We start from the raw sequence: 20,644 nt of genomic DNA on the forward strand, positions 1-20,644 counted from the left end.
AATCCGCGCGCATTGCGCTGGGCCTGGGTGGTTGGCGCAGTGGTTGTCATGGCCATCGGCTTGATTCTGCTGCTGCTGTTAACGCAGTCCACCAACAACCGGGAAATGTACGAACGCAACTACGCACGTCTATTTGCCGTCAATGTTGTCGTTGCCGGAGTCCTGCTGGGAGTCATTACCTGGATGGCGATCCGACTCTGGCTTCGCTTACGGCGCGGCAAATTTGGCAGCCGCTTACTGGTGAAATTGGCCACGATATTTGCACTGGTCGGTTTAATGCCGGGCCTGCTGATTTATGTGGTGTCGTACCAGTTTGTTTCACGCTCGATCGAAAGCTGGTTCGATGTCAAGGTAGAAACAGCCTTGGATGCAGGCGTGAACCTTGGCCGGGCCACACTCGACATCCTGGCTTCTGATTTAGCAGACAGAGCCCGTAGCGCCAGTAACCAATTGTCAGGGGTGCCGGATGCCGCAGTCGGACTCACACTGGAACGCATTCGTGACCAACTTGACGTGAGCGATGTGATGCTGTGGAGCGCGGGGGGCCAATTGATTGCCAGCGTCGGCCAATCACGCTTTCTGCTCAACCCGGAAAGGCCCAGCCCACAGCAACTGCGCAACGTCCGAACGCAGCGCGCCGTGGCCATGGTGGAAGGACTGGACGATGTAGGACTTGCGCCCGGCACAGAACCGCCCATCGCCCACATCAAAGCCCTGGCTCTGGTGACCAGCAGAGGCGTTGGTCTTTTAGCCGAGCCGCGTTTTCTACAAATCGTGCAAAGCCTGCCCGTCCCCCTGGTCGCCAATGCCATGGCCGTGCAAACCGCCAACCGCGAATACCAAGAGCGGGCGCTAGCCCGAACAGGTCTAAAACGCATGTACATCGGCACGCTGACGTTAAGCCTGTTTCTGGCGGTATTTGGTGCGGTACTGTTGGCCGTATTGCTGGGCAACCAGCTCGCTCGCCCCCTGCTGCTTTTGGCCGAAGGCGTGCGCCAGGTCGCAGCAGGGGACTTGACGCCCAAAGCCGTATGGCAAGGCCGTGACGAATTGGGCGGCCTGACACGCTCGTTTGCCGATATGACACAGCAGCTCTACGATGCCCGCTCAGCCGTGGACCAAAGTATGTCGCAAGTCAACGCCGCACGCGCCAACCTGCAAACCATTTTGGACAACCTAACCTCCGGTGTGATCGTGCTGGATGCGGCCGGCGCCATCCAATCCAGCAATCCCGGAGCCACCCGCATCTTGCGTGTCCCCCTGGCGGCGCTCGAAGGGCAACTACTGGCCGATGTAGAAGGCATGCACACTTTTGCCCAGGGCGTGCAAGCACAATTCTCGGCATTTTTAAGCGAACAGATACACCATGGGCTGGACCACTGGCAGCAATCCTTTGAGCTCAACGCCACACAGTCTCCATTCCCACAAAATGCTATTACTTTAGTAGCAAGAGGCGCAGAGCTACCGGGCAGTAACCGGCTATTGGTCTTTGATGATATTTCTGAAATAGTGTCTGCTCAGCGGGCGCAAGCATGGGGTGAAGTAGCGCGCCGTCTGGCCCACGAAATCAAGAATCCACTCACCCCGATTCAACTATCCGCCGAACGCTTGGAAATGAAACTGCTGAACAAAGTCGGCGAACCCGAACAAGCGTTACTGAAAAAATCTGTCAAAACCATCGTGGACCAAGTCGATGCAATGAAGCGACTGGTGAACGAATTTCGTGACTATGCCCGCCTTCCCGCCGCCGATCTCAAGCCACTCGATCTAAATCTACTTGTGCAAGACGTCTTACAGCTCTATGAACACGATACGGCATCTGCGAAAACCACAATCCAGCTAGAAAGTGGTTGCCCAATGATCCTAGGCGATGCTGAGCAGCTGCGCCAAGTCCTCCACAATCTCTTGCAAAACGCGCAGGATGCAACCGAGCTTGCCTCGCTCTCGGAGATGACACCCGGTGTCATCGTACGCACGCAGTGGGTGGCATCCGCTCAGCGGGTCCGCTTGGTCGTGCTGGACCACGGCAATGGTTTCCCAGAACACATTCTCAAACGCGCTTTTGAGCCCTATGTGACCACCAAGAGCCGAGGTACCGGTTTAGGACTGGCTGTAGTCAAAAAAATTGCCGACGAACACGGCGCGCGTATCGACTTATCTAACCGCTTTGTCCACGGCATCCTGGAAGGCGCGCAAGTATCGTTATCATTCGCCATCTACCATAACGTGGCTGCGTAACAACAGCTATATCGCTTTTTATACCGGAGACGCGCGCTTCAATCATGGCAAATATTCTGGTAGTTGACGATGAACTGGGTATCCGCGACCTTCTTTCTGAAATTTTGAACGATGAAGGGCATAACGTCGAACTTGCAGAGAATGCAGCTGAGGCCCGCGTTGCGCGGCTGCAATCACGCCCTGACTTGGTACTCTTAGATATATGGATGCCCGACACCGACGGTGTTTCACTTCTCAAAGAATGGGCTGCAACGGGCGCACTGACCATGCCAGTCATCATGATGAGTGGGCACGCCACTATCGATACTGCAGTAGAAGCGACGCGCATCGGCGCCTACGCCTTCTTGGAAAAGCCGATCACCTTACAAAAATTACTAAAAGCCGTTGAACAAGCGCTTGCACGCAATACAACAAGCAAAACCAGTCCCACACCCGTCCAGCAAATCGCAGCAGAGAGCCGACCACTTCCCGTTGAATTGACAAGCAGTCCGCCGCCCGCCTCAATCCTTCATGCACCACCGTCTCAGCAGACCTTTGAATTAGACAAACCCTTACGCGAAGCCCGAGACGGTTTTGAGAAGGCCTACTTTGAATTTCATCTCGCACAAGAAGGTGGATCCATGACCCGTGTCGCAGAACAAACCGGTTTGGAGCGTACACACCTCTATCGCAAATTAAAACAACTCGGCGTTGATCTCTCTAGAGGAAAGCGTGGGTAATTTCGGTATATAATTTAAGTCTTGGCCTGGTAGCTCAGTCGGTAGAGCAGAGGATTGAAAATCCTTGTGTCGGTGGTTCGATTCCGCCCCGGGCCACCAAAAAATCTCCTTACTAATCAAAAGATTAGCAGGAAGTAGTCAAAAAAGCAGCCCATAAAACAGGCTGCTTTTTTGTTTTCTGGCGCAGTTTCTGGCACCCGTGTCAAAACTCCACTGCGTTACGAAGGTGATTGATGGCTTGCCACGATGTCCAAGCCCACCTAGAGGACTTTGACATCGTGGCAAGCCATCAAGGCGATTAGGAAAGAAGCCATCTGAACGTCTATTTCCAACCGAAGATGCCTTCCTTACCTATGAGCGGAGAAACGTCGTTGCGATGCGGGCCTAAGCCCTCGCTCAACCGAACCCGCTACGCTTTAAATAGCATCCAGCGCATACTCCACCTGCGCTAGCCCTCATTTTCACCCCAAAGAAATAGCCAGCACCGCCGCCAATACGCTCGCCCCCTGCTTCTGGGCCCGCGCGCCACTCCAGCCCCCAAGCCCATCCGGCAAATTCGCGCTGTCCTTAAACGGCATCTCAATGGTGAACGCCAAGCAATTGAAGTTCTGCCCCACCCAGTTGGTAGCCAAACTCAAATTAGCCTGCCCCGGCGCGACACGCGGGTAGCCTACTGCTGTTTGGAAATCCGGACTTGCCGCCAGCCAAGCGGCTTTGAAACAGTCTTGCAGGGCTTCAATACGCGGGCTGTAGCCGGGGGTGGCCTCGGTGCCGACGACGAAGTTGTAGGGCAGGTTTTCATCACCATGCGCGTCTAAAAACAGGTCTACGCCCACCTGCTGCATTTTTTGGCGCACATAAAAAACTTCGGGCGATTTCTCCACGCTGGGCGCTAGCCACTCGCGGTTCAGATTGGTGCCGACGGCATTGGTGCGCAGGTTGCCCAAGGCTGCGCCGTCGGGGTTCATATTCGGCACCACGAAGAATTCGCAGTGGTGCAGCAGGCGGCGGCTGGTGGGGTCGTCGCGGTCTAGCAGGCGCTGCAAGAAGCCCTCGGCAAACCACTCGGCCATCGTCTCGCCGGGGTGTTGGCGGGCGATGAGCCAGACTTTCTTTTTCGGGCCGGTGGCCGCTGCATCACGGATGTGCAGCAGGCTGATGTCGCGGCCTGCATGGGTGCTACCGAGATGCTGCACGTCCACTAGGTCGGACTGCGCCGCCGTGCCCAGCAAGTCCAGGTGCCGCTCGTAGGAATAGGGCTCGAAGTAGGCGAAGTAGATGCGGTTGGCGCTGGGGGTGGTGCGCGCAGTCATCACCTGGCCATCAAACGTGGTGGGCACGCGGAACCAGTGGCGGCGGTCGGTGCTGGCCAGCATCTGGTAGCCGTCCCAGCCAGGTGGGTAGGCGCTTTGGCCTGCATTCAAAAACTTGAGCGCCACCGGCACGCCCGCCGCGCCGTGCAGGCAGAAGTAGAACCACTGGGCGAAGGGGCTGGCGTTGTCGGGGCGGATGCGGAGCTGGATGTCTTGCGGGTCGGCAAGGCTTACCACGTCGATCGCGCCGGCGTCGAATTGGCTGGAGATGTGCAGGTTTGTCATGCCCGCAATTATGGTTTGCCAGCCCGATAATTGAGCGATGGAACCCCAATCTCCCCGCCCCTCGATCCGCCGCCCCAGCGTGCGGTTTTTGCTGTCGCACCCGGCCCACTTTATCGCCCTGGGTTTCGGTTCGGGCCTGAGCCCGGTGGCCCCGGGCACGGCGGGCACGCTGTGGGCCTGGCTGGCGTTTTTGGTGATCCAGCCACTGCTGACGCAGGCGCAGATGGGTTGGCTGCTGGCGGCCTCGTTTTTCATCGGCTGGTGGGCCTGCACGGTGTGCGCACGCAATATGAACGTGGCCGATCCGGGGGCGATTGTGTGGGACGAAGTGCTGGCGTTTTGGCTGGTGCTGTGGCTGGTGATGCCGACCGGGTTCATGGGGCAGCTGGTGGCGTTTGCGCTGTTCCGCTACTTTGACGCGGCCAAGCCCGGGCCAGTGGCCTGGGCCGACCAGGCGTTCAAGGGCTTGAATGCACGCGGCGGCTTCGGAATTATTTTTGACGACCTGGTGGCGGCGTTTTGTACGCTGCTGGTGATCGCCTTGTGGCGATTCTGGTGACACTATATTTTTAATAGCTACCCATGCACACATTACCTGCGCTAGTGGCCGATTTGATGCTTAAAAATGGCCTCTTCCTAGCGACGGCCGAAAGCTGCACCGGCGGCATGATCGCTGCGGCCTGCACCGATCTGGCGGGGTCGAGCACCTGGTTTGACCGGGGCTTTGTGACCTATTCCAACGCGGCCAAAACCGAGATGCTGGGGGTGGCCCCTGCCCTGATTGCCCAGCACGGCGCGGTGAGCGAGGCGGTGGTGCGGGCGATGGCCGCCGGGGCGCTGGCCCACGCATCGGCGCAGGTGGCGGTGGCCGTCACCGGGGTGGCCGGGCCGGGCGGCGGCAGTGCCGACAAGCCGGTGGGCACGGTGTGGTTTGGCTTTGCATTGGCCGACCAGGTGCATGCGGAATGCCAGCACTTCCCCGGCGACCGTGCGGCGGTGCGGGCCGCCACGGTGCAGCACGCGCTGCGGCGCTTAACCGAGTTGCTTGCAACTTAACTTTCATGCCCACACCCATCTTTTAGCCAGCGTGAAATTTTTTGCAACAACCCAAGGCCAGCATGCACCCCAATCAACACACCTTGCAGCGCTTCTACAGCGCCTTCGCGGCGCTCGATGCCGACACGATGGCGGCCTGCTATGCGCCCGATGCGGAGTTTGACGACGCGGTGTTTTCCTTGCGCGGCCAGCGCGAGGTGGGCGGCATGTGGCGCATGTTGTGCGCCGCCACCCGGACCCACGGCAGGGATGCGTGGAAGCTGGAATTCAGTGGGCTGCAAGCCGATGCCACCACCGGCAAAGCCCACTGGGAGGCGCACTACCGTTTCAGCGCCACCGGCCGGCTGGTGCACAACCGCATCGACGGCACGTTCAGCTTCAACCCCGAGGGGCTGATCGCGCGCCACGTAGACCGGTTTGACTTTTGGCTCTGGTCGCGCCAGGCCTTAGGTACGCCGGGGCTGCTGCTGGGCTGGACACCGTTTTTACGCAGCAAGGTGCGTAGCCAAGCCGCCGCCAACCTACAAAAATTTCTGGCCAAACCGTGAGCCTGAAATAGGCCAATAAAACTCCACGGATTCACGGCATTGGCGCAGACCCATTCAAGTCATGCCGTGGCACTTTTTGTATTTTTTGCCGCTGCCACAGGGGCAGGCATCGTTACGGCCCGGCGTGGCTTCGACACGCACGGTTTCCACGCGCGGGCCAATGCTGCGCCAGAGTTCACGCAGGTCGTACACCGCCCACATGGCCTCGCCAAAGGCGTCCATGCGGGCCATCGACATGCTGGGGGCGGGCTCTTCGCCGCTCTCTTCGTCCGGGGCAAAAGCCGACACTTCGGCCGGGCCGGTGTCGTCTTCGGTCAGGGCCACGATGGCCTCTAGTGCAGAATTCAGCGCGCTCACCGCATTCTTGTCTTTGGCCGGGGCGATCCACTCTTCAGGCCAGGATTCGACCGCAAACATGAAGCCCAGCGCCCACACCTGGCCGAATGCGGGCAGCGGGCCGTCTTCTTCGTCTGCCGCCAGGGCCTCGGCACGCTCTTCGGGGCTGAGCGACAGCATCATGGCGCGCACGTCCAGCACCTCGGGGGTGTAGGCTTTTTCGTCCGACAGGTTGCGCACATTTTCTTCGTCCAGCGCGGCCGTCACTTCCACCACGCGGCGGGTCCACAGTGCCATGAAGGCTTCTTTTTGGGCTTCGTCGGCAAAGCTGCCTTCGCCGTCTTCACCAATGTCGAGCAGTACCGAGAAATATTCGCCGGGCGCGATGGGCTTGCGGCCACAAATCACGGCGGCCATAAAGCCTTCACAAAACTCCCACTGCGGGGTTTCGTCATAGCGCTCGCGCAGGTTGTCCAGGATCGCATCCAGGGCATCAAAGTCGTCGGGCTGGAGGGGGGAAATAAGGGCTGTATTCATAGTCATTCACGGATAGCAAACCCCAAGTTTAGCCAGTAGCATCCCGCCCAGGAGAAAACCCCGATGCTGAACTATCTAAATTCCATTTATCCCATCCGCTACACCGTCATGGGCCTGTGCGTGATGGGTCTGCTGTTGAGCCTGTTCAGCCTGGTGGCCTTCCAAACCGGCGTGCTGCCGCTGCTGGTATTTGGGGGGCTGGTCGGGGTCGGCATTTACGACCTGCGGCAAACCAAAAAATCGGTGCTGCGCAACTACCCCGTAATTGGCCACATGCGCTACATGCTGGAGTTTGTGCGCCCCGAGATTCGCCAGTACTTCATGGAGGCCGACAACGATGCCAACCCGTTCTCGCGGGCCCAGCGCTCTTTGGTGTACCAGCGCGCCAAAAGCGACATCGACAAACGCCCATTTGGCACCCAGCTGGATGTCCATGCCGAAGGCTATGAATGGCTCAACCATTCGGTAGCCCCCACGGTGACGCCTACGCACGATTTTCGGACCACGATTGGGCTCGACAGCCACACCGGGCTGCAAGCCACCAGCTCCAGCTGCACCCAGCCCTACAGCGCCAGCATCTTCAGCATCTCGGCGATGAGCTTTGGCGCGCTATCGGCCAACGCCATCCTGGCGCTGAACCAGGGGGCCAAACAGGGCCACTTTGCGCACGACACGGGCGAGGGCTCGATCTCGGTACACCACAAAACCCACGGCGGCGATCTGGTGTGGGAGATTGGCTCCGGCTACTTCGGCTGCCGCAACGACGACGGCACATTCAACCCCGAGCGCTTTGCCACCAACGCCGCCAACCCACAGGTGAAGATGATTGAGTTGAAGCTCAGCCAGGGAGCCAAGCCCGGCCACGGCGGTGTGCTGCCCGGCCCCAAGGTCAGCGCCGAGATTGCCGAGGCGCGTGGCGTGCCCGAGGGCGTGGACTGCGTCTCGCCCGCCTCGCACAGCGCCTTCAACACGCCCGTCGAGATGATGCTGTTCATCGCCCGACTGCGGGAACTGTCGGGCGGCAAACCCACCGGCTTCAAGCTGTGCATCGGCCACCCTTGGGAATGGTTTGCGATGGTCAAGGCCATGCAGGTGACCGGCATCACGCCCGACTTCATCGTGGTGGACGGGGCCGAGGGCGGCACCGGCGCAGCCCCGCTCGAATTTACCGACCACGTGGGCGCACCGCTGCAAGAAGGCCTGCAACTGGTACACAACACGTTGCGCGGCGTGGGCTTGCGCAGCCGCATTAAGCTCGGCTGCGCGGGTAAGGTGGTCAGTGCTTTTGATATTGCGCGGATGATGGCGCTGGGGGCCGACTGGTGCAATTCCGCACGCGGCTTCATGTTTGCGCTGGGCTGCCTGCAAGCCCAGGCCTGCCACACCGGCCACTGCCCCACGGGGGTGACCACCCAAGACCCGGTGCGCCAGCAGGCGCTGATCGTGCCGGACAAGGCGGTACGGGTGTTCAACTTCCACCAGAACACACTCAAGGCGCTGAAAGAGATGGTGCAGGCCGCCGGGCTGATGCACCCGGGCGACATCACCGCCCACCACATCGTGCGCCGGGTGAATGAAACCGGGGTCAAGCTGCTGGTCAGCATCATGCCGCCACTGCCGCTGGATGCGCTGTTGGACCAGGACATCAGCGCCCTGCCCAACGTCTTCAAGTTCTACTGGCCGCGTGCCAGCGCAGACAGCTTTACGCTACAAGTCGAGTAACACCCCCAGGCTGCGCTTCGCTTCGCCCACCCCCTTGCAGGGGGCAACACCTTTGGCCTGGCAAAGCCAGTTCCACGGTGTTTCTGGAAGGGATGTCTGCGCGTTGGTTTGGCGCTTTTTAAATCGCCAGTGCCGACGACTTCAAGCTATCAATAAAATAGCTGTCTGTGCAGATACCCCTAGCGCTAGCAGCCTTTTTTTCATAGAAATGACGGCCTTGTCTTTGCTCAACAACAGCGCCTGGTGGGCCACAGCGAGGTCGAGGAAGCATTGGTCGTCCGGGTCTTTGCAGATGGCGGTAATGCGCGGGGCCACCTCTACCAGCGTGGCGTAGCGGTCGAACTGGGCCAGCACGTCGGCCTTGCTGGTGTTGTAGAAGGCAAGTTTGGGAATGAGGTGGGCGTAGTCCAGCACCCGCTCCAGCTCGTTGCGCATGTGCTGGGTGGCCAGCCAGCGCAATTGGCCGCTGGCCAGCGCGGGCTGCAGCGGCTTGGAGACCTTGTCGTCGAAGATAAAAATATCCAGCACGATGTTGGTGTCGATCACCACCGTGTGCGGACCCGCGCCCAGCTCCAAGGGTTTATGTGGCATCGGCACCGCGTCGGGCTGATCCAGCAACCATGTCGAAGCGGAACAGGCGGCACTCAATGGGGCCGTTCCACATCGGTACGCGGCGCGATTCTTTCAGGCGCATTTTGTTGGGCAGCTTCAGGTCGGGGGTGAGCACCCAGCCCGTCCAGCCAGCGTAGTTGCGCTTCCAGTGGGTGGCCAACTGGGGAAAGAAATCGCTGCCGCCGTCTTCGGTCTGCGCCGCCTCACGCCGCCCGGCCACACCGGCCACTTCGATCCGCTCGCCGTAGGGTGGGTTCAGCAGCATCACGCCGGATGGCGCTGGGGGCATACGCTGCAAGGCATCGCCACCCCGGAATTCGACCACGCCCGTGACCCCCGCGCGCTCGGCGTTGCGGGTGGCGAAATCGACCATGCGGTGGGCCACATCGCTGCCAAAAATCTGCGTCTCCGGCTCGTGCTCGGCCTCGGCCGCCTGGTCTTGGATGGCCGACCACACATGGGGCTGGAACGGCAGCAGTTTCTCGAAACCAAAGCGGCGCAGGCTGCCCGGGGCGATGTTGCAGGCGATCTGCGCGGCCTCGATGGCAATGGTGCCGCTGCCGCAGCAGGGGTCGTAGAAGGGCGTGGTGCCGTCCCAGCCGCTGGCGGCAATCATGGCGGCGGCCAGGGTTTCTTTCAGCGGGGCATCGCCCTTGTCTTCGCGCCAGCCGCGTTTGAACAGCGCGTCGCCCGAGGTGTCGATGTAGATGGTGGCGTGCTCGGTGGTCAGGTGCAGGTAGATGCGGGCATCGGGCCACTGCACGTTCACATCGGGGCGTACGCCGGTCTTAAAACGGAAGCGGTCGGCCACCGCGTCCTTGACCTTCAGGGCAGCAAAGTTCAGCGAGGTCAGCGGGCTGTGCTGCGCAGTGACTTCCACCTTGAAGCTCTGGCTGGGCGTGAACCAAATCTCCCAGGCCACGTTGCTCGCCGCCTCGTACAGGTCTTGCTCCGTGCGGTAGGGCGTGCTGGACAGTTCGATCAGCACCCGCTGCGCCAGGCGGCTGTGCAAATTGAGCCGCATCGCGTCGCGCCACGACGAGCGCACCAGCACGCCACCCCGGTGCGAGCGCAAATCCTCGCCCTGCAAGCCCGTAATTGCGTGTACCTCTTCGGCCAGCAGCTCTTCCACGCCAGCGGCGCAGGGTAAAAATAATTGGAGTTGGTTCATGGGATCGGTGCCAAAGTGGGACGCGGAGCGGGTCCGCTGGGAGGCGTGGAGTATCCCATAGGGGGCGCCAGGAGCGCTTTGGCGCTGGCACAGCACACGCCGATCGGATGCCCGTTACAGCGCCTTGCGCAAATTCGTCGGCGCAATCCGCAGGGCTTCGCGGTATTTGGCGACCGTGCGGCGGGCGCATTCAATGCCTTGCTCTTTCAGCATGTCCGACAACTGGCTGTCGCTCAACGGTTTTTTCAGATCTTCGGAGGCGACGAACTGCTTGATCAGAGCGCGCACCGCCGTACTGGAGGCGTTGCCGCCGGTCTCGGTGCCGAGCGACGAGCCGAAGAAGTATTTCAGCTCAAACGTGCCGTACGGCGTGGCCATGTACTTGGCGGTGGTGACGCGGCTGATGGTGGATTCGTGCAGGCCCAGCTCGTCGGCAATCTCGCGCAGCACCAGCGGGCGCATGGCCAGCGCACCGTGGCTGAAGAAGTTCTTTTGCCGCTCCACGATGGCGTTGCTGACCCGCAGGATGGTGTCGAAGCGCTGCTGGATGTTCTTGATGAACCAGCGGGCTTCTTGCAGGCGCTGCTGGAGTGCGGCGTTGTTCGAGGAGTCCTTACCACCGCCCTTGTGCAGGCGCAGCGCGTTGGCATAGATGTCGTGCACCCGCAAGCGCGGCATCACCTCGGGGTTCAGCGCCACCCGAAACTTGGTATTGGCGCCACGCCCCACTTTGGCAACAATCACGTCGGGCACCACGATGTTGCGCTCCACGTCCACAAAGCGGCGGCCGGGCTTGGGCTCCAGCCGGGCAATCATGGCAATCGCGGCTTTGATGTCGGCATCACTGGCGTGGCACAGCTGGCACAGGCGCTTCACATCGCGCCGGGCCAGCAGGTCCATCGGCTGGCGGCAGATGCGCAGCGCGGTTTTGCGCACCGGGTCGTCGCCCAGGGTGGCCTTCAAAGCCTTGAGTTGCAGCAGCAGGCATTCGCCCAGATGGGTTGCCCCCACCCCCGGCGGTTCCAGGCTTTGCAACAGGCCCAGAGCGACGGTGAAGCGGTGTACCAGTTCCTCCTGCGCTTCCGAGTCGCCACCCGACAGGCCTTGGGCCAGGGTGGCCAGGTCGTCTTCCAGGTAGCCGTCGTCGTTCAGCGATTCGATCAAAAAGCGCAGCGCCGCCTGGTCCACCTCGCCCAGGCGCAACGCCAAGGCCTGGCGGTGCAGAAAGCTGGTCAGCGACTCCTGGTTGCGGGCCAGCTCGGTGGCATCGGCCTCGCCTTCTTCGCCCAGGTTGTTGTGGCGGGCGGGTGCGTCGCCGCCCCACTCGCTGTCGTCGGGCCTGATCTCAGAGCTGCCGTCGCCGTCCCAGCTGGTGTCGTCGCCACCGGTGAGTGGGGTTTCAGAGTCATTTGAGGCTTCAGCGCTGGATTCACCTGCGTATTCAGCTACAGAAGTAGGAGCAGACTCGGTTTCGCGGTCACCCGCGCTGACGGGGGTGTCGGACTGGGCCAAACCAAACTCTTCGCGCGGCGCGTCGTCCAGGTTGCGCTCCAGAAACGGGTTATCGTCCAGCATCTGGTCCACTTCCTGGCTGAGTTCCAGGGTGGACAGCTGCAAAAGACGGATGGACTGTTGTAACTGGGGCGTGAGCGCCAGGTGCTGGGAAACGCGTAGGGAGAGGCCTTGCTTCATCGTGCGATCACATACGGAAGTGCTCGCCGAGGTAGACGCGCCGCACATCGGCGTTGTCGACGATCTCGGACGGCGTACCTTCGGCCAGCACGTTGCCGTCGCTGATGATGTAGGCGTGGTCGCAAATACCCAGGGTTTCGCGCACGTTGTGGTCGGTGATCAACACACCAATGCCGCGCGACTTCAGGAAGCCGATGATGCGCTGGATCTCGATCACCGCAATCGGGTCGATACCGGCAAACGGTTCGTCCAGCAGGATGAAGCGCGGCTGGGTGGCCAGGGCGCGGGCAATCTCGACCCGGCGGCGCTCGCCCCCGGACAGGGCCATCGCCGAGGAGTCGCGCAGGTGTTCGACCCGCAGGTCTTCCAGCAAGGCGGTGAGGCGGGCTTCGATCACCGGTTTGGTCAGCGACTTGCCCTGCTCGTCGTGTTGCAGCTCCAGCACGGCGCGCACGTTTTCTTCCACCGTGAGCTTGCGGAAAATCGAGGCCTCTTGCGGCAAATAGCTCAGGCCCAGGCGCGAACGGCGGTGGATCGGCATGTGCTCAACCGGCTGGCCGTCGATGGAAATGCTGCCGCCATCGGCCCGCACCAGGCCCACAATCATGTAGAACGAGGTGGTTTTACCTGCGCCGTTGGGGCCCAGCAGCCCGACCACTTCGCCTTTTTTGACCGCCAGGGTCACGTCTTTGACGACTTTACGGCTGCCGTAGGCTTTTTGCAGATGGCGGGCTTCCAGGCGGCTTTCTGCCACGGCAACCGGGCCGCTCACTTCTGCGCGCCCTCTAGCGTGGTACTGGAGCGCAGCGCGGGGCTGGTGGCGCTGGCAGCAGCGGCTGGGGCCGTCACCTTGGGGGTCAACATGGCACGAACCCGGCCGTTCTGGCCGCCAGGGTCGTTGGCGGAGTTGCCGTTGTCTACGGTAAATACGTCGGTGGTGTTGTCATACACGATGACCCCGCCGGTGACTTCGTCGTTGACCTTGCTACCCAGCAAGCGGCGCATCACGGCACGCTTGATGAAACGCACGTTGTCCAGCTTGCTGTTGTAGAGGATGGTTTCGCCCTCGCCTTCGATGTATTCATCCACACCGTCGCGCTTTTGCTTGAAGTAGGCCAGCTTGCCGGGCTCGGCGGTCACGATGCCGGTCTGGTTGCCCTCGGCATCCTGGCGCACATCCACCCGCCCGCCCCGGATGACGATACTGCCCTTGCTCATCACCACGCGGCCGGTGAACACATTGGTTTGCTTCAGATCGTCGTAGCGCATGGCATCGGATTCGATGTTCATGGGCTTGAGGCGATCGGCTTTTTCAGCCCAGGCAGAACCGCCCGCACAGGCGCACAGCAGCAAGAATAGGAGGGTGGGGTAGGCTTTTTTCATAGAGGCACGAATCTTGCAAATGATTGTACCGGTCGTGCCGTGGTCGATTTGATTCGCCCAGAAAAAAGCCCGCAAAAGCGGGCCTCGGTTCAGCAGCAACCGGCGACTTCAGGTTTTCTGCTGTGCCACCAAGTAGTCCACGATCGTCAGGCCGCGCTCCATCGACTGGGCTTGCGTGCCGTCGGTGTAGAAACGTCCGGCCACACCCATTGCCGGCACACCGGCCACGTTGTAGGCCTGCTGCAATTGCGCGGCTTTACGCACCTTGGTGGTCACCGAGAACGAGTTGTAGGTTTCCACGAACTTGGCTTTGTCCAGGCCCTGCTTGGCGGCCCAGTCGATCACCAGATTGTCTTTGTCGAGCTTTTGGCGCTCAACATGGATGGCATTGAACACTTTGCTGTGCAGCGCCTCTAGCTGGCCCATCGCCTCCAGCGTGTAGTAGAGCTTTTGCGGCGGGATGAAACTGTCCTGGAACACCACCGGCACGCGACGGAAAGCCACGTTCTTGGGCAGCTTCTTGAGCCAGGCGGACAGCGCAGGCTCAAACGCAAAGCAATGCGAGCAGGCATACCAGAAGAACTCGATCACCTCCACCTTGCCCGCCGGGGCTTCGGTGGGCGCAGGCTTGTCCAGCACCAGGTAGTCGGTGCCCGCCACGGGCGGTTTGCCCTGGGCGAATGCGCTGCCGATGGGCGAAATAGCCAGGGCCGATCCGGTCAGCACACTGGCTGAGGTCAGCGAAAACTCACGACGTTTCATTGCAAATCACTCCTTGTGGGGGGTCAGAGGGGGGCTTGAGGCAAAAAGTTCAGCACCACAGCATCAACGCTGCACGCGCACCAGGGTGGTGTCGCCTCCGGCGTTTTCCAGCTTGTCTTTGGCGCGCTCGGCATCGTCACGCTTGGCGTACGGCCCCATGCGGACGCGGTAGACCGTGCGGCCCGCCTGTTCGCGCTCGGTCACCCGTGCCTCCATACCCATCATGGCCAGCTTGGCACGCTGGGCTTCGGCGTCTTCGGTGCTGCGAAAGGCTCCGGCCTGCACAAAGTACTCGAAAGGCTCGGCGGTAGGGGCCAGCACCGGGGCCGTGGTGGGGGTGGCCTTGGCCTTGGCTTTGGCCAAATCGCCCAAGGGGTCGGCGCTGGTGGCGGGCTTGGGCTCGGGTTTGGGGGTGAGCGGCTTGGAGGCCGCCGACGCCGGAGGGGTCGCGGGCAGGGGCGCGGGGGCCACCACCAGGGGTTCCGGCTCGGGCGCTGCCTCGGGCATGGCGATCGGCGCGGGGGCCACGGGGCGCACCGGGTTTTTGCCATGCAGCGGGGTATTGGGGTCCCAGTCTTTGTTCTTCTGGCTTTCGGCCGCGTCGTGGTCGGCGCTGTTGGCCTGGGTTTTTCCGTTCATGAAGGGCACCGGCACTTTGGTGACGTACACCGCCACCGCCAGCGCCGACCCCAGGCCCACCACCACCCCGACGATGAAGCCGATGATGGTGCCGCCGGTTTGCTTTTGTTTTTTCATACGCTCAATTACATTTTTTCAGGGGCACTCACCCCGAGCACCGCCAAACCATTGTGTAGTACCTGGGCGCATGCGGCGACCAGGGCCAGGCGGGCCCGTTTGAGCACTTCGTCGTCCACCAGCACGCGCTCTGCGTCGTAGTAGCTATGCAGGTTGGCGGCCAGTTCGCGCAGGTAGAAGGTCACGTCGTGCGGGGCGAAGGTTTCGGTCGCACTGGTCAACATTTCGGGATACTTGGCCAGTTGCAGCATCAGGGTTTGGGCCTGCGGCACCAGCAGGCTGGACAGGTCCACGCCTTGCAGGCTGGCCACATCGCCAGCCCAGTCGCGCAGCATTTTGCAGATGCGGGCATGGGCGTACTGCACGTAGTAGACCGGGTTGTCGTTGTTCTTGGCCAGCGCCAGGTCGATGTCGAAGGTGTATTCGGTATCGGGCTTGCGGCTCAGCAGGAAAAAGCGCACGGCATCTTTGCTGGTCCAGTCGATCACGTCACGCAGGGTGACGTAGCTGCCAGCGCGCTTGCTGATCTTGACCTCTTCACCGCCCTTGACCACCCGCACCATCGTGTGCAGCACGTAGTCGGGGTAGCCCAGTGGAATGCCCACGTTGGCGGCCTGCAAACCGGCGCGCACGCGGGCGATGGTGCCGTGGTGGTCGGTGCCCTGGATGTTGACCACCTTGGTGAAGCCGCGCTGCCATTTGGCGATGTGGTAGGCCACATCCGGCACAAAGTAGGTGTAGCTGCCGTCGGTCTTGCGCATCACACGGTTTTTGTCGTCACCGTAGTCGGTGGACTGCAGCCACAGCGCGCCGTCTTGCTCATAGGTCTTGCCTGCGTCTTGCAGCAACTGCACGGTGGCATCGACCCGTCCGCTGGTGTACAGACTGGTTTCGAGGTAGAAATTGTCGAACTTCACCTGGAAGGCCTGCAAATCCAGATCCTGCTCGCGGCGCAGATAGGCCACGGCAAATTCACGGATCGAGTTCAAGTCAGCTATGTCCCCGGAGGCGGTGACTTCACGGTCGTCGGCTTTGACAGACTTTTGGGCCAAGAAGTCGTTGGCAATGTCGGCGATGTACTCACCGTTGTAGAAATTCTTGCTAACCGGGTTGTCGGGATCGGTGGGCCAGCAGGTATCGCCCGGCTTAAAACCTTGGGCGCGCAGTTGCGTGCTGGTGGCCAGGGTGCCGATCTGCACGCCTGCGTCGTTGTAATAAAACTCGCGGTACACGTCCCAGCCCTGGGTGGCGTACAGGTTGCAGATCGCGTCGCCCAAAGCCGCCTGGCGGCCGTGGCCTACGTGCAGCGGGCCGGTGGGGTTGGCCGAAACAAACTCCACCAGGATGCGCTGGCCGTTGCTGGGCTGCACGCCGAAGCGGGCCCCGGCGGCCAGCACTTCGCGCACGATTTCCTGCTTGGCAGCGGGTTTGAGTTTGATGTTGATGAAGCCCGGTCCGGCGATGTCGATGGCCTCAACCCACTTCTCAAAGGCGGGCTGCTCCAGCAGGGCCGCGCGCAGGTTTTCACCCAGTTGGCGCGGGTTCAGCTTGAGCGGCTTGGCCAGCTGCATGGCGGCGGTGCAGGCGAAATCGCCGTGGGCCGCCACTTTGGGGGACTCGAACGCGGCTTTGGCAGCGGCGCCGGGGGCTATTTTTTCCAGCCCGACGGCCAGCGCCGCGAGCAATTCATGTTTGACTGAGAGCATTCGGCGATTTTACGGGGGCCGTCATCCGGCTTGCGGGATGCGCCGTTATAGGGTGCAATCCTTCGGTGCAGCAGGACGCTGTACACAGGATTACAACCCCCCATCCTTCTTTTGGAGCTTGCATGAAACGTCTCTTACCTCTGATCGCTGCCCTGGGCATGGCTTTCTCGCTGGGCATGGCCCACGCCGAAGACAAGCCCAAAACCGCCCAGCAGTCCAAAATGGCCACCTGCAACGCCGAAGCCAAAGGCCAAAAAGGCGACGAGCGCAAGGCCTTCATGAAAACCTGCCTGAGCGCCAAGGCCGAAGCCCCAGCAGCTGCCGACGGCAAGACCGCCCAGCAAAGCAAGATGACCACCTGCAACAAAGACGCTACCGGCAAAAAAGGCGACGAACGCAAGAAGTTCATGAGCGAATGCCTGAAGGGCTAAGCCCCTGCCCGCTCTAAAAAACCCGGTTAGCCGGGTTTTTTTACGTCCGCTGCGGCCCAGAACCCCGCCCGACCGTAGTGCTGCTTCAAAAAATCAATCCACAGCCGCAGCCGCAGTGGCAGGTGTTTGCGCTGCGGGAACACCGCGTAGATGCCGTTGGGCGGCGCGGCAAACGCGTCCAGCACCGACACCAGTTGGCCGCTGGCGATCTCGGCCTCTACCTCCCAGGTGCTGCGCCAGGCAATGCCGTAGCCCGCCAGACACCAGTCGTGCAGCACCTGGCCGTCGGAGCAGTTCAGCGGGCCGCTGGGCTTGGCGTAGAACACCTCGGGGCCGCCCGGCACGGTAAACGCCCAGCCCCGGGTTTGCGAGGCCTCGCTGGACAGGGCCAGACAGTCAAATTTGACCAAATCGCCGGGCTGCTGCGGCGTGCCATGCCGCTTTAAAAAAGCCGGGGTGGCCACGCACAGACGGCGGTTGTCGGCCAGCCGCACGCTGACCAGGGACGAATCGGGCAAATCCCCCACCCGCACCGCGCAGTCAAAGCCCTCGCCGCCCAGGTCCACCACCCGGTCGCTCAGGTTCAGGGTCACGCTGACATCCGGGTGCTGCTCGCGAAACCACGGCACCAGCGGGGCCACGTGGCGGCGGCCAAAGCCAGCAGGCGCGGTGATACGCAGGTGGCCGCTGGCCTGCACGCCCCCCGCCGACACGCTGGCCTCGGCATTCGCCAGGTCGGCCAGCACGCGCTGGCAGTCGTCCAGAAACGCGCTGCCCTCGTTTGTGAGGCTGATGCGCCGGGTGGTGCGCAGCAACAGCTTCACGCCCAGCCGCTGCTCCAACGCGTCCAGCCGCCGCCCGATGATGGCCGGGGCAACGCCCTCGGCTAGGGCTGCGGCGGTCAGACTGCCCCGGGCGGCCACGGCGACAAAAGTTTCCAGTTGCTTGAGTTGGGCCATCGGTTGAAAATTTATAAAAAATACGGCTCTAGCGCATGCTGTACAAACAGCAATAGCTATATATTTTATAGCACGCTAAAGCACAACCACCCGTCACGGAAAACCGCCCGGAGGGGTCAGATCCCCATTGCGGGCACGAGCACTTTTGCGACTTTCACGATCCGTGTGCGCAATGGGGATCTGACCCCACCAGGCTACCCATTCAATAGCATCAGCTGCGCAATCTCGGCCTCGCCATAGCCCAGCTCGCCCAGCAGCTCGGCGCTGTGCTCGCCCAGGCGCGGCGGGTCTAGCCGCAGGCCGGGGCGCTGGCCGTCCAGCGTCAGCGGCAGCAGCACGGTGTGGGTGGCGCGACCGTCGGGCAGGGTCATGGGGGCTAGGCCGCCGGTGGCTTGCAGGTGCGGGTCGTCCAGCAGGTCGTGCGGGCGGGTGATGGGGGCAAAGGGCAGCGCGTGGCGCTCGAACACCTCGGCGATATGGGCGGCGCTGAAGGCGGCCATGCGCTCGCGCAGCAGCGGCATCATCCATTCGCGGGCGCGCACCCGGTCGTTGTTGCTAGCCAGACGCACGTCGTGTTGCAAATCAGCCAGGGCAAAGGCTTCGCAAAACACCTTCCACGCCGTGTTGCTGACCACGGCCAGAAAGATCTGTACCCCGTCTTGCACGCTGAACACGTCGTAAATGCCCCAGGGCGAAATACGGGCGGGCATGGGCGCGGCGGGCTGGCCGGTTACGGCGTATTGCAGCATGTGCTGGGCCACCAGAAAGGCGTTGTTCTCGAACAAGGCGCTTTGCACCTCCTGACCCAGGCCAGTTTTCTCGCGCTGGGCGAGTGCCGCCATCGCGCCAATCGCGCCGAACATGCCGCCCATGATGTCGTTCACGCTGGTGCCCGCGCGCAGCGGGTCGCCGGGGCGGCCGGTCATATAGGCCAGGCCGCCCATCATCTGCACCACCTCGTCCAGCGCGGTGCGGTGGTCGTAGGGGCCGGGCAAAAAGCCTTTGTGGCTGACGTAGATGAGGCGCGGGTTTAGCTTTTTGAGCGTGGCGTAGTCCAGACCCAGCTTGGCCATCGTGCCGGGCTTGAAGTTCTCGCTGACGATGTCGGCGGTGGCGATGAGGCGCAACACCGCCTCTTTGCCCTCGGGGGTTTGCAGGTCCAGCGCCAGGCTTTTTTTGTTGCGGTTGAACAGGGCGAAGAATCCCGCACCCGAGCCCAGCAGTTGCCGGGTGCTGTCGCCCTCGCGGCCGTGGCCGATGGGTTCGACCTTGATCACCTCGGCCCCCAGGTCGCCCAGCACCAGGCCGCAGGTGGGGCCCATCACCATGTGGGTAAATTCGACCACGCGGATGTGGGCGTAGGGCAAGGTGTTGGTCTCAGACATTCGGGAATCCTTGGGTGAAATTTTTGGGCAACCCGGCCTCGGGGGTCATGCCGTAGATTGCTTCGCCGGGCAGACCGGCTTGCAAAGGGGCGCGGGCTTTGAATAGTTTTTCGAGATCAATCCCGGTGGCAATGCCCATCGCCTCGAACATGAAGACCAGGTCTTCGGTGACCACATTGCCCGACGCACCGGGCGCATACGGACAGCCGCCCAGACCACCCAGCGACGCATCAAAAGTGCGCACACCGGCCTCATACGCAGCCAGACAGTTGGCCAGGCCCAGGCCGCGCGTGTTGTGCATGTGGGCGGCCCCGGCCTTGCTGCCGATCTCGGCCCGCAGCGCCAGGAACAAGCGCCGCACCTGCGCCGGGTTGGCCATGCCGGTGGTGTCCGACAAGCCCACTTCGTCCACGCCCACCCGCACCAGCTCGGTGGCCAGCCAGAGCACATCGGCATCGGGCACCGCGCCTTGCAGGGTGCAGCCAAAGGCGGTGGACATGCCGACCTCGATGGGCACGGCGGGCGCGGTGGCGTTGCGCAGGGCGACGATGCGGGCCACCTCGGCCACCATCGCCTCGCGGGTTTTGCGCACATTGGCCAGCGAATGGGCGGCGCTGGCGGAGACGGGAATGGTCAGCTTGTGCACGCCCGCTGCCAGCGCCGCCTCGGCCCCGCGCAGGTTGGGCACCAGGGCCATCACCGTCCAGCCGGGCAGGGCCAGCGCATGGCGCACCACTTCGGCCACATCGGCCATTTGCGGCAGTAATTTGGCGGGCACGAAAGAACCCACCTCCACCTCGCGGATGCCGCTGGCGTGCAGTGCCTCCAGCCAGCGCAGCTTGTGCGGTGTGGGCATGGTGGCGGCCACCGATTGCAGGCCGTCGCGGGGGCCGACTTCGCTGATCAAAACGCCCAGCGGCGGCGGGTTAACAGTAGACATAGACGCAGCTTTCTTTGCACGGCCCGCAGGCAATTACCATCAATTTTGTCACGTATAAATGCAATTTAATCCTCTTAATATGCCTTAAAGGTT

At 62.0% G+C, this 20,644-nt stretch carries 20 protein-coding genes and 1 tRNA gene; 8 read left to right on the top strand and 13 right to left on the bottom strand.

From position 1 onward, the window contains the following. Nucleotides 1–48: 48 nt before the first annotated feature. The 3 genes from AC0969_RS08985 (at nt 49) to AC0969_RS08995 (ending at nt 3,056) form a co-directional block, all read left to right on the top strand. Complete coding sequence (locus tag AC0969_RS08985) at nt 49–2,238, top strand: sensor histidine kinase (RefSeq protein WP_479623798.1); 2,190 nt, start codon at nt 49–51, stop codon at nt 2,236–2,238. A 44-nt stretch (nt 2,239–2,282) separates the two neighbouring features. Then, on the top strand, nt 2,283–2,957 hold the full coding sequence (locus AC0969_RS08990; RefSeq protein ID WP_479623799.1) for a response regulator: 675 nt from the start codon (nt 2,283–2,285) through the stop codon (nt 2,955–2,957). Between the two features lie 23 nt (nt 2,958–2,980). Then, nucleotides 2,981–3,056: transfer RNA gene (locus AC0969_RS08995), tRNA-Phe, on the top strand. Nucleotides 3,057–3,418: 362 nt separating this feature from the next. Here AC0969_RS08995 and AC0969_RS09000 read toward each other — a convergent pair. Further along, nucleotides 3,419–4,555: a M14 family metallopeptidase gene (locus AC0969_RS09000; RefSeq protein ID WP_479623800.1), complete on the bottom strand. Its 1,137-nt coding sequence runs from the start codon at nt 4,553–4,555 to the stop codon at nt 3,419–3,421. A gap of 37 nt (nt 4,556–4,592) precedes the next feature. On the opposite strand from AC0969_RS09000, the gene AC0969_RS09005 reads away from it, so the two are divergent. The 3 genes from AC0969_RS09005 to AC0969_RS09015 all read left to right on the top strand — a co-directional run bounded on the left by AC0969_RS09005 (nt 4,593) and on the right by AC0969_RS09015 (nt 6,159). After that, nucleotides 4,593–5,114: a phosphatidylglycerophosphatase A family protein gene (locus AC0969_RS09005; protein ID WP_479623801.1), complete on the top strand. Its 522-nt coding sequence runs from the start codon at nt 4,593–4,595 to the stop codon at nt 5,112–5,114. 23 nt (nt 5,115–5,137) lie between these two features. After that, nucleotides 5,138–5,611, top strand: coding sequence for a CinA family protein (locus tag AC0969_RS09010; protein WP_479623802.1), 474 nt, complete (start codon nt 5,138–5,140; stop codon nt 5,609–5,611). A gap of 62 nt (nt 5,612–5,673) precedes the next feature. Further along, entirely contained in the window at nt 5,674–6,159 is a 486-nt protein-coding gene (locus tag AC0969_RS09015) for a nuclear transport factor 2 family protein (RefSeq protein ID WP_479623803.1), read from the top strand. Nucleotides 6,160–6,213: 54 nt separating this feature from the next. Here the strand turns inward: AC0969_RS09015 and AC0969_RS09020 are convergent, their stop codons facing one another. Next, on the bottom strand, nt 6,214–7,032 hold the full coding sequence (locus AC0969_RS09020; RefSeq protein ID WP_479623804.1) for a YecA/YgfB family protein: 819 nt from the start codon (nt 7,030–7,032) through the stop codon (nt 6,214–6,216). A gap of 63 nt (nt 7,033–7,095) precedes the next feature. Between AC0969_RS09020 and AC0969_RS09025 the strand changes: the two genes are divergently transcribed. Then, nucleotides 7,096–8,754 (top strand): FMN-binding glutamate synthase family protein, encoded by a 1,659-nt coding sequence (locus AC0969_RS09025; RefSeq protein WP_479623805.1) that lies wholly within the window; start codon nt 7,096–7,098, stop codon nt 8,752–8,754. Between the two features lie 141 nt (nt 8,755–8,895). Here the strand turns inward: AC0969_RS09025 and AC0969_RS09030 are convergent, their stop codons facing one another. From AC0969_RS09030 to argS, 8 genes are all read right to left on the bottom strand, one after another. Continuing rightward, complete coding sequence (locus AC0969_RS09030; protein WP_479623806.1) at nt 8,896–9,345, bottom strand: putative toxin-antitoxin system toxin component, PIN family; 450 nt, start codon at nt 9,343–9,345, stop codon at nt 8,896–8,898. Then, nucleotides 9,335–10,537 carry a THUMP domain-containing class I SAM-dependent RNA methyltransferase gene (locus AC0969_RS09035; RefSeq protein ID WP_479623807.1) on the bottom strand — a complete coding sequence of 401 codons (1,203 nt, stop codon included), beginning with the start codon at nt 10,535–10,537 and terminating at the stop codon, nt 9,335–9,337. The genes AC0969_RS09030 and AC0969_RS09035 overlap by 11 nt, the downstream gene beginning before the upstream one ends. Nucleotides 10,538–10,651: 114 nt before the next feature. Next, complete coding sequence (locus AC0969_RS09040; RefSeq protein ID WP_479623808.1) at nt 10,652–12,229, bottom strand: RNA polymerase factor sigma-54; 1,578 nt, start codon at nt 12,227–12,229, stop codon at nt 10,652–10,654. A 7-nt stretch (nt 12,230–12,236) separates the two neighbouring features. After that, entirely contained in the window at nt 12,237–13,001 is a 765-nt protein-coding gene (lptB, locus tag AC0969_RS09045; RefSeq protein WP_479623809.1) for an LPS export ABC transporter ATP-binding protein, read from the bottom strand. After that, nucleotides 12,998–13,612 (bottom strand): lipopolysaccharide transport periplasmic protein LptA, encoded by a 615-nt coding sequence (gene lptA / locus AC0969_RS09050; RefSeq protein WP_479623810.1) that lies wholly within the window; start codon nt 13,610–13,612, stop codon nt 12,998–13,000. The genes lptB and lptA overlap by 4 nt, the downstream gene beginning before the upstream one ends. A gap of 108 nt (nt 13,613–13,720) precedes the next feature. Then, entirely contained in the window at nt 13,721–14,374 is a 654-nt protein-coding gene (locus tag AC0969_RS09055) for a thiol:disulfide interchange protein DsbA/DsbL (RefSeq protein WP_479623811.1), read from the bottom strand. A 63-nt stretch (nt 14,375–14,437) separates the two neighbouring features. Further along, nucleotides 14,438–15,130, bottom strand: coding sequence for an SPOR domain-containing protein (locus AC0969_RS09060; RefSeq protein ID WP_479623812.1), 693 nt, complete (start codon nt 15,128–15,130; stop codon nt 14,438–14,440). Nucleotides 15,131–15,138: 8 nt separating this feature from the next. Next, on the bottom strand, nt 15,139–16,836 hold the full coding sequence (gene argS / locus AC0969_RS09065) for an arginine--tRNA ligase (RefSeq protein ID WP_479623813.1): 1,698 nt from the start codon (nt 16,834–16,836) through the stop codon (nt 15,139–15,141). Between the two features lie 122 nt (nt 16,837–16,958). Between argS and AC0969_RS09070 the strand changes: the two genes are divergently transcribed. Next, entirely contained in the window at nt 16,959–17,267 is a 309-nt protein-coding gene (locus AC0969_RS09070) for a PsiF family protein (protein WP_479623814.1), read from the top strand. A gap of 26 nt (nt 17,268–17,293) precedes the next feature. Here AC0969_RS09070 and AC0969_RS09075 read toward each other — a convergent pair whose 3' ends face one another. The 3 genes from AC0969_RS09075 to AC0969_RS09085 all read right to left on the bottom strand — a co-directional run bounded on the left by AC0969_RS09075 (nt 17,294) and on the right by AC0969_RS09085 (nt 20,551). Continuing rightward, nucleotides 17,294–18,226 carry a LysR family transcriptional regulator gene (locus tag AC0969_RS09075; protein ID WP_479623815.1) on the bottom strand — a complete coding sequence of 311 codons (933 nt, stop codon included), beginning with the start codon at nt 18,224–18,226 and terminating at the stop codon, nt 17,294–17,296. A 194-nt stretch (nt 18,227–18,420) separates the two neighbouring features. Next, the gene (locus AC0969_RS09080) at nt 18,421–19,611 is read right to left on the bottom strand and encodes a CaiB/BaiF CoA transferase family protein (RefSeq protein WP_479623816.1); all 1,191 of its coding nucleotides are present in this window, start codon (nt 19,609–19,611) and stop codon (nt 18,421–18,423) included. Next, the gene (locus tag AC0969_RS09085; RefSeq protein WP_479623817.1) at nt 19,604–20,551 is read right to left on the bottom strand and encodes a hydroxymethylglutaryl-CoA lyase; all 948 of its coding nucleotides are present in this window, start codon (nt 20,549–20,551) and stop codon (nt 19,604–19,606) included. Before AC0969_RS09085 ends, AC0969_RS09080 begins: the two co-directional genes overlap by 8 nt. Nucleotides 20,552–20,644 lie beyond the last annotated feature (93 nt).

This window comes from Rhodoferax sp. LB1P47 (assembly GCF_056521445.1).

Bases quoted from the DNA above. Each gene is read 5' to 3' on its own strand.
- AC0969_RS09010 (WP_479623802.1), top strand. From the start codon at position 5,138: ATGCACACATTACCTGCGCTAGTGGCCGATTTGATGCTTAAAAATGGC.
- AC0969_RS09080 (WP_479623816.1), bottom strand. From the start codon at position 19,611: ATGTCTGAGACCAACACCTTGCCCTACGCCCACATCCGCGTGGTCGAA.
- AC0969_RS08990 (WP_479623799.1), top strand. From the start codon at position 2,283: ATGGCAAATATTCTGGTAGTTGACGATGAACTGGGTATCCGCGACCTT.
- AC0969_RS09060 (WP_479623812.1), bottom strand. From the start codon at position 15,130: ATGAAAAAACAAAAGCAAACCGGCGGCACCATCATCGGCTTCATCGTC.
- AC0969_RS09005 (WP_479623801.1), top strand. From the start codon at position 4,593: ATGGAACCCCAATCTCCCCGCCCCTCGATCCGCCGCCCCAGCGTGCGG.
- AC0969_RS09085 (WP_479623817.1), bottom strand. From the start codon at position 20,551: ATGTCTACTGTTAACCCGCCGCCGCTGGGCGTTTTGATCAGCGAAGTC.
- AC0969_RS09030 (WP_479623806.1), bottom strand. From the start codon at position 9,345: ATGCCACATAAACCCTTGGAGCTGGGCGCGGGTCCGCACACGGTGGTG.
- AC0969_RS09075 (WP_479623815.1), bottom strand. From the start codon at position 18,226: ATGGCCCAACTCAAGCAACTGGAAACTTTTGTCGCCGTGGCCGCCCGG.
- AC0969_RS09025 (WP_479623805.1), top strand. From the start codon at position 7,096: ATGCTGAACTATCTAAATTCCATTTATCCCATCCGCTACACCGTCATG.
- AC0969_RS09000 (WP_479623800.1), bottom strand. From the start codon at position 4,555: ATGACAAACCTGCACATCTCCAGCCAATTCGACGCCGGCGCGATCGAC.
- argS (WP_479623813.1), bottom strand. From the start codon at position 16,836: ATGCTCTCAGTCAAACATGAATTGCTCGCGGCGCTGGCCGTCGGGCTG.
- AC0969_RS09055 (WP_479623811.1), bottom strand. From the start codon at position 14,374: ATGAAACGTCGTGAGTTTTCGCTGACCTCAGCCAGTGTGCTGACCGGA.
- AC0969_RS09070 (WP_479623814.1), top strand. From the start codon at position 16,959: ATGAAACGTCTCTTACCTCTGATCGCTGCCCTGGGCATGGCTTTCTCG.
- AC0969_RS09040 (WP_479623808.1), bottom strand. From the start codon at position 12,229: ATGAAGCAAGGCCTCTCCCTACGCGTTTCCCAGCACCTGGCGCTCACG.
- AC0969_RS08985 (WP_479623798.1), top strand. From the start codon at position 49: ATGGCCATCGGCTTGATTCTGCTGCTGCTGTTAACGCAGTCCACCAAC.
- lptA (WP_479623810.1), bottom strand. From the start codon at position 13,612: ATGAAAAAAGCCTACCCCACCCTCCTATTCTTGCTGCTGTGCGCCTGT.
- AC0969_RS09020 (WP_479623804.1), bottom strand. From the start codon at position 7,032: ATGAATACAGCCCTTATTTCCCCCCTCCAGCCCGACGACTTTGATGCC.
- AC0969_RS09015 (WP_479623803.1), top strand. From the start codon at position 5,674: ATGCACCCCAATCAACACACCTTGCAGCGCTTCTACAGCGCCTTCGCG.
- AC0969_RS09035 (WP_479623807.1), bottom strand. From the start codon at position 10,537: ATGAACCAACTCCAATTATTTTTACCCTGCGCCGCTGGCGTGGAAGAG.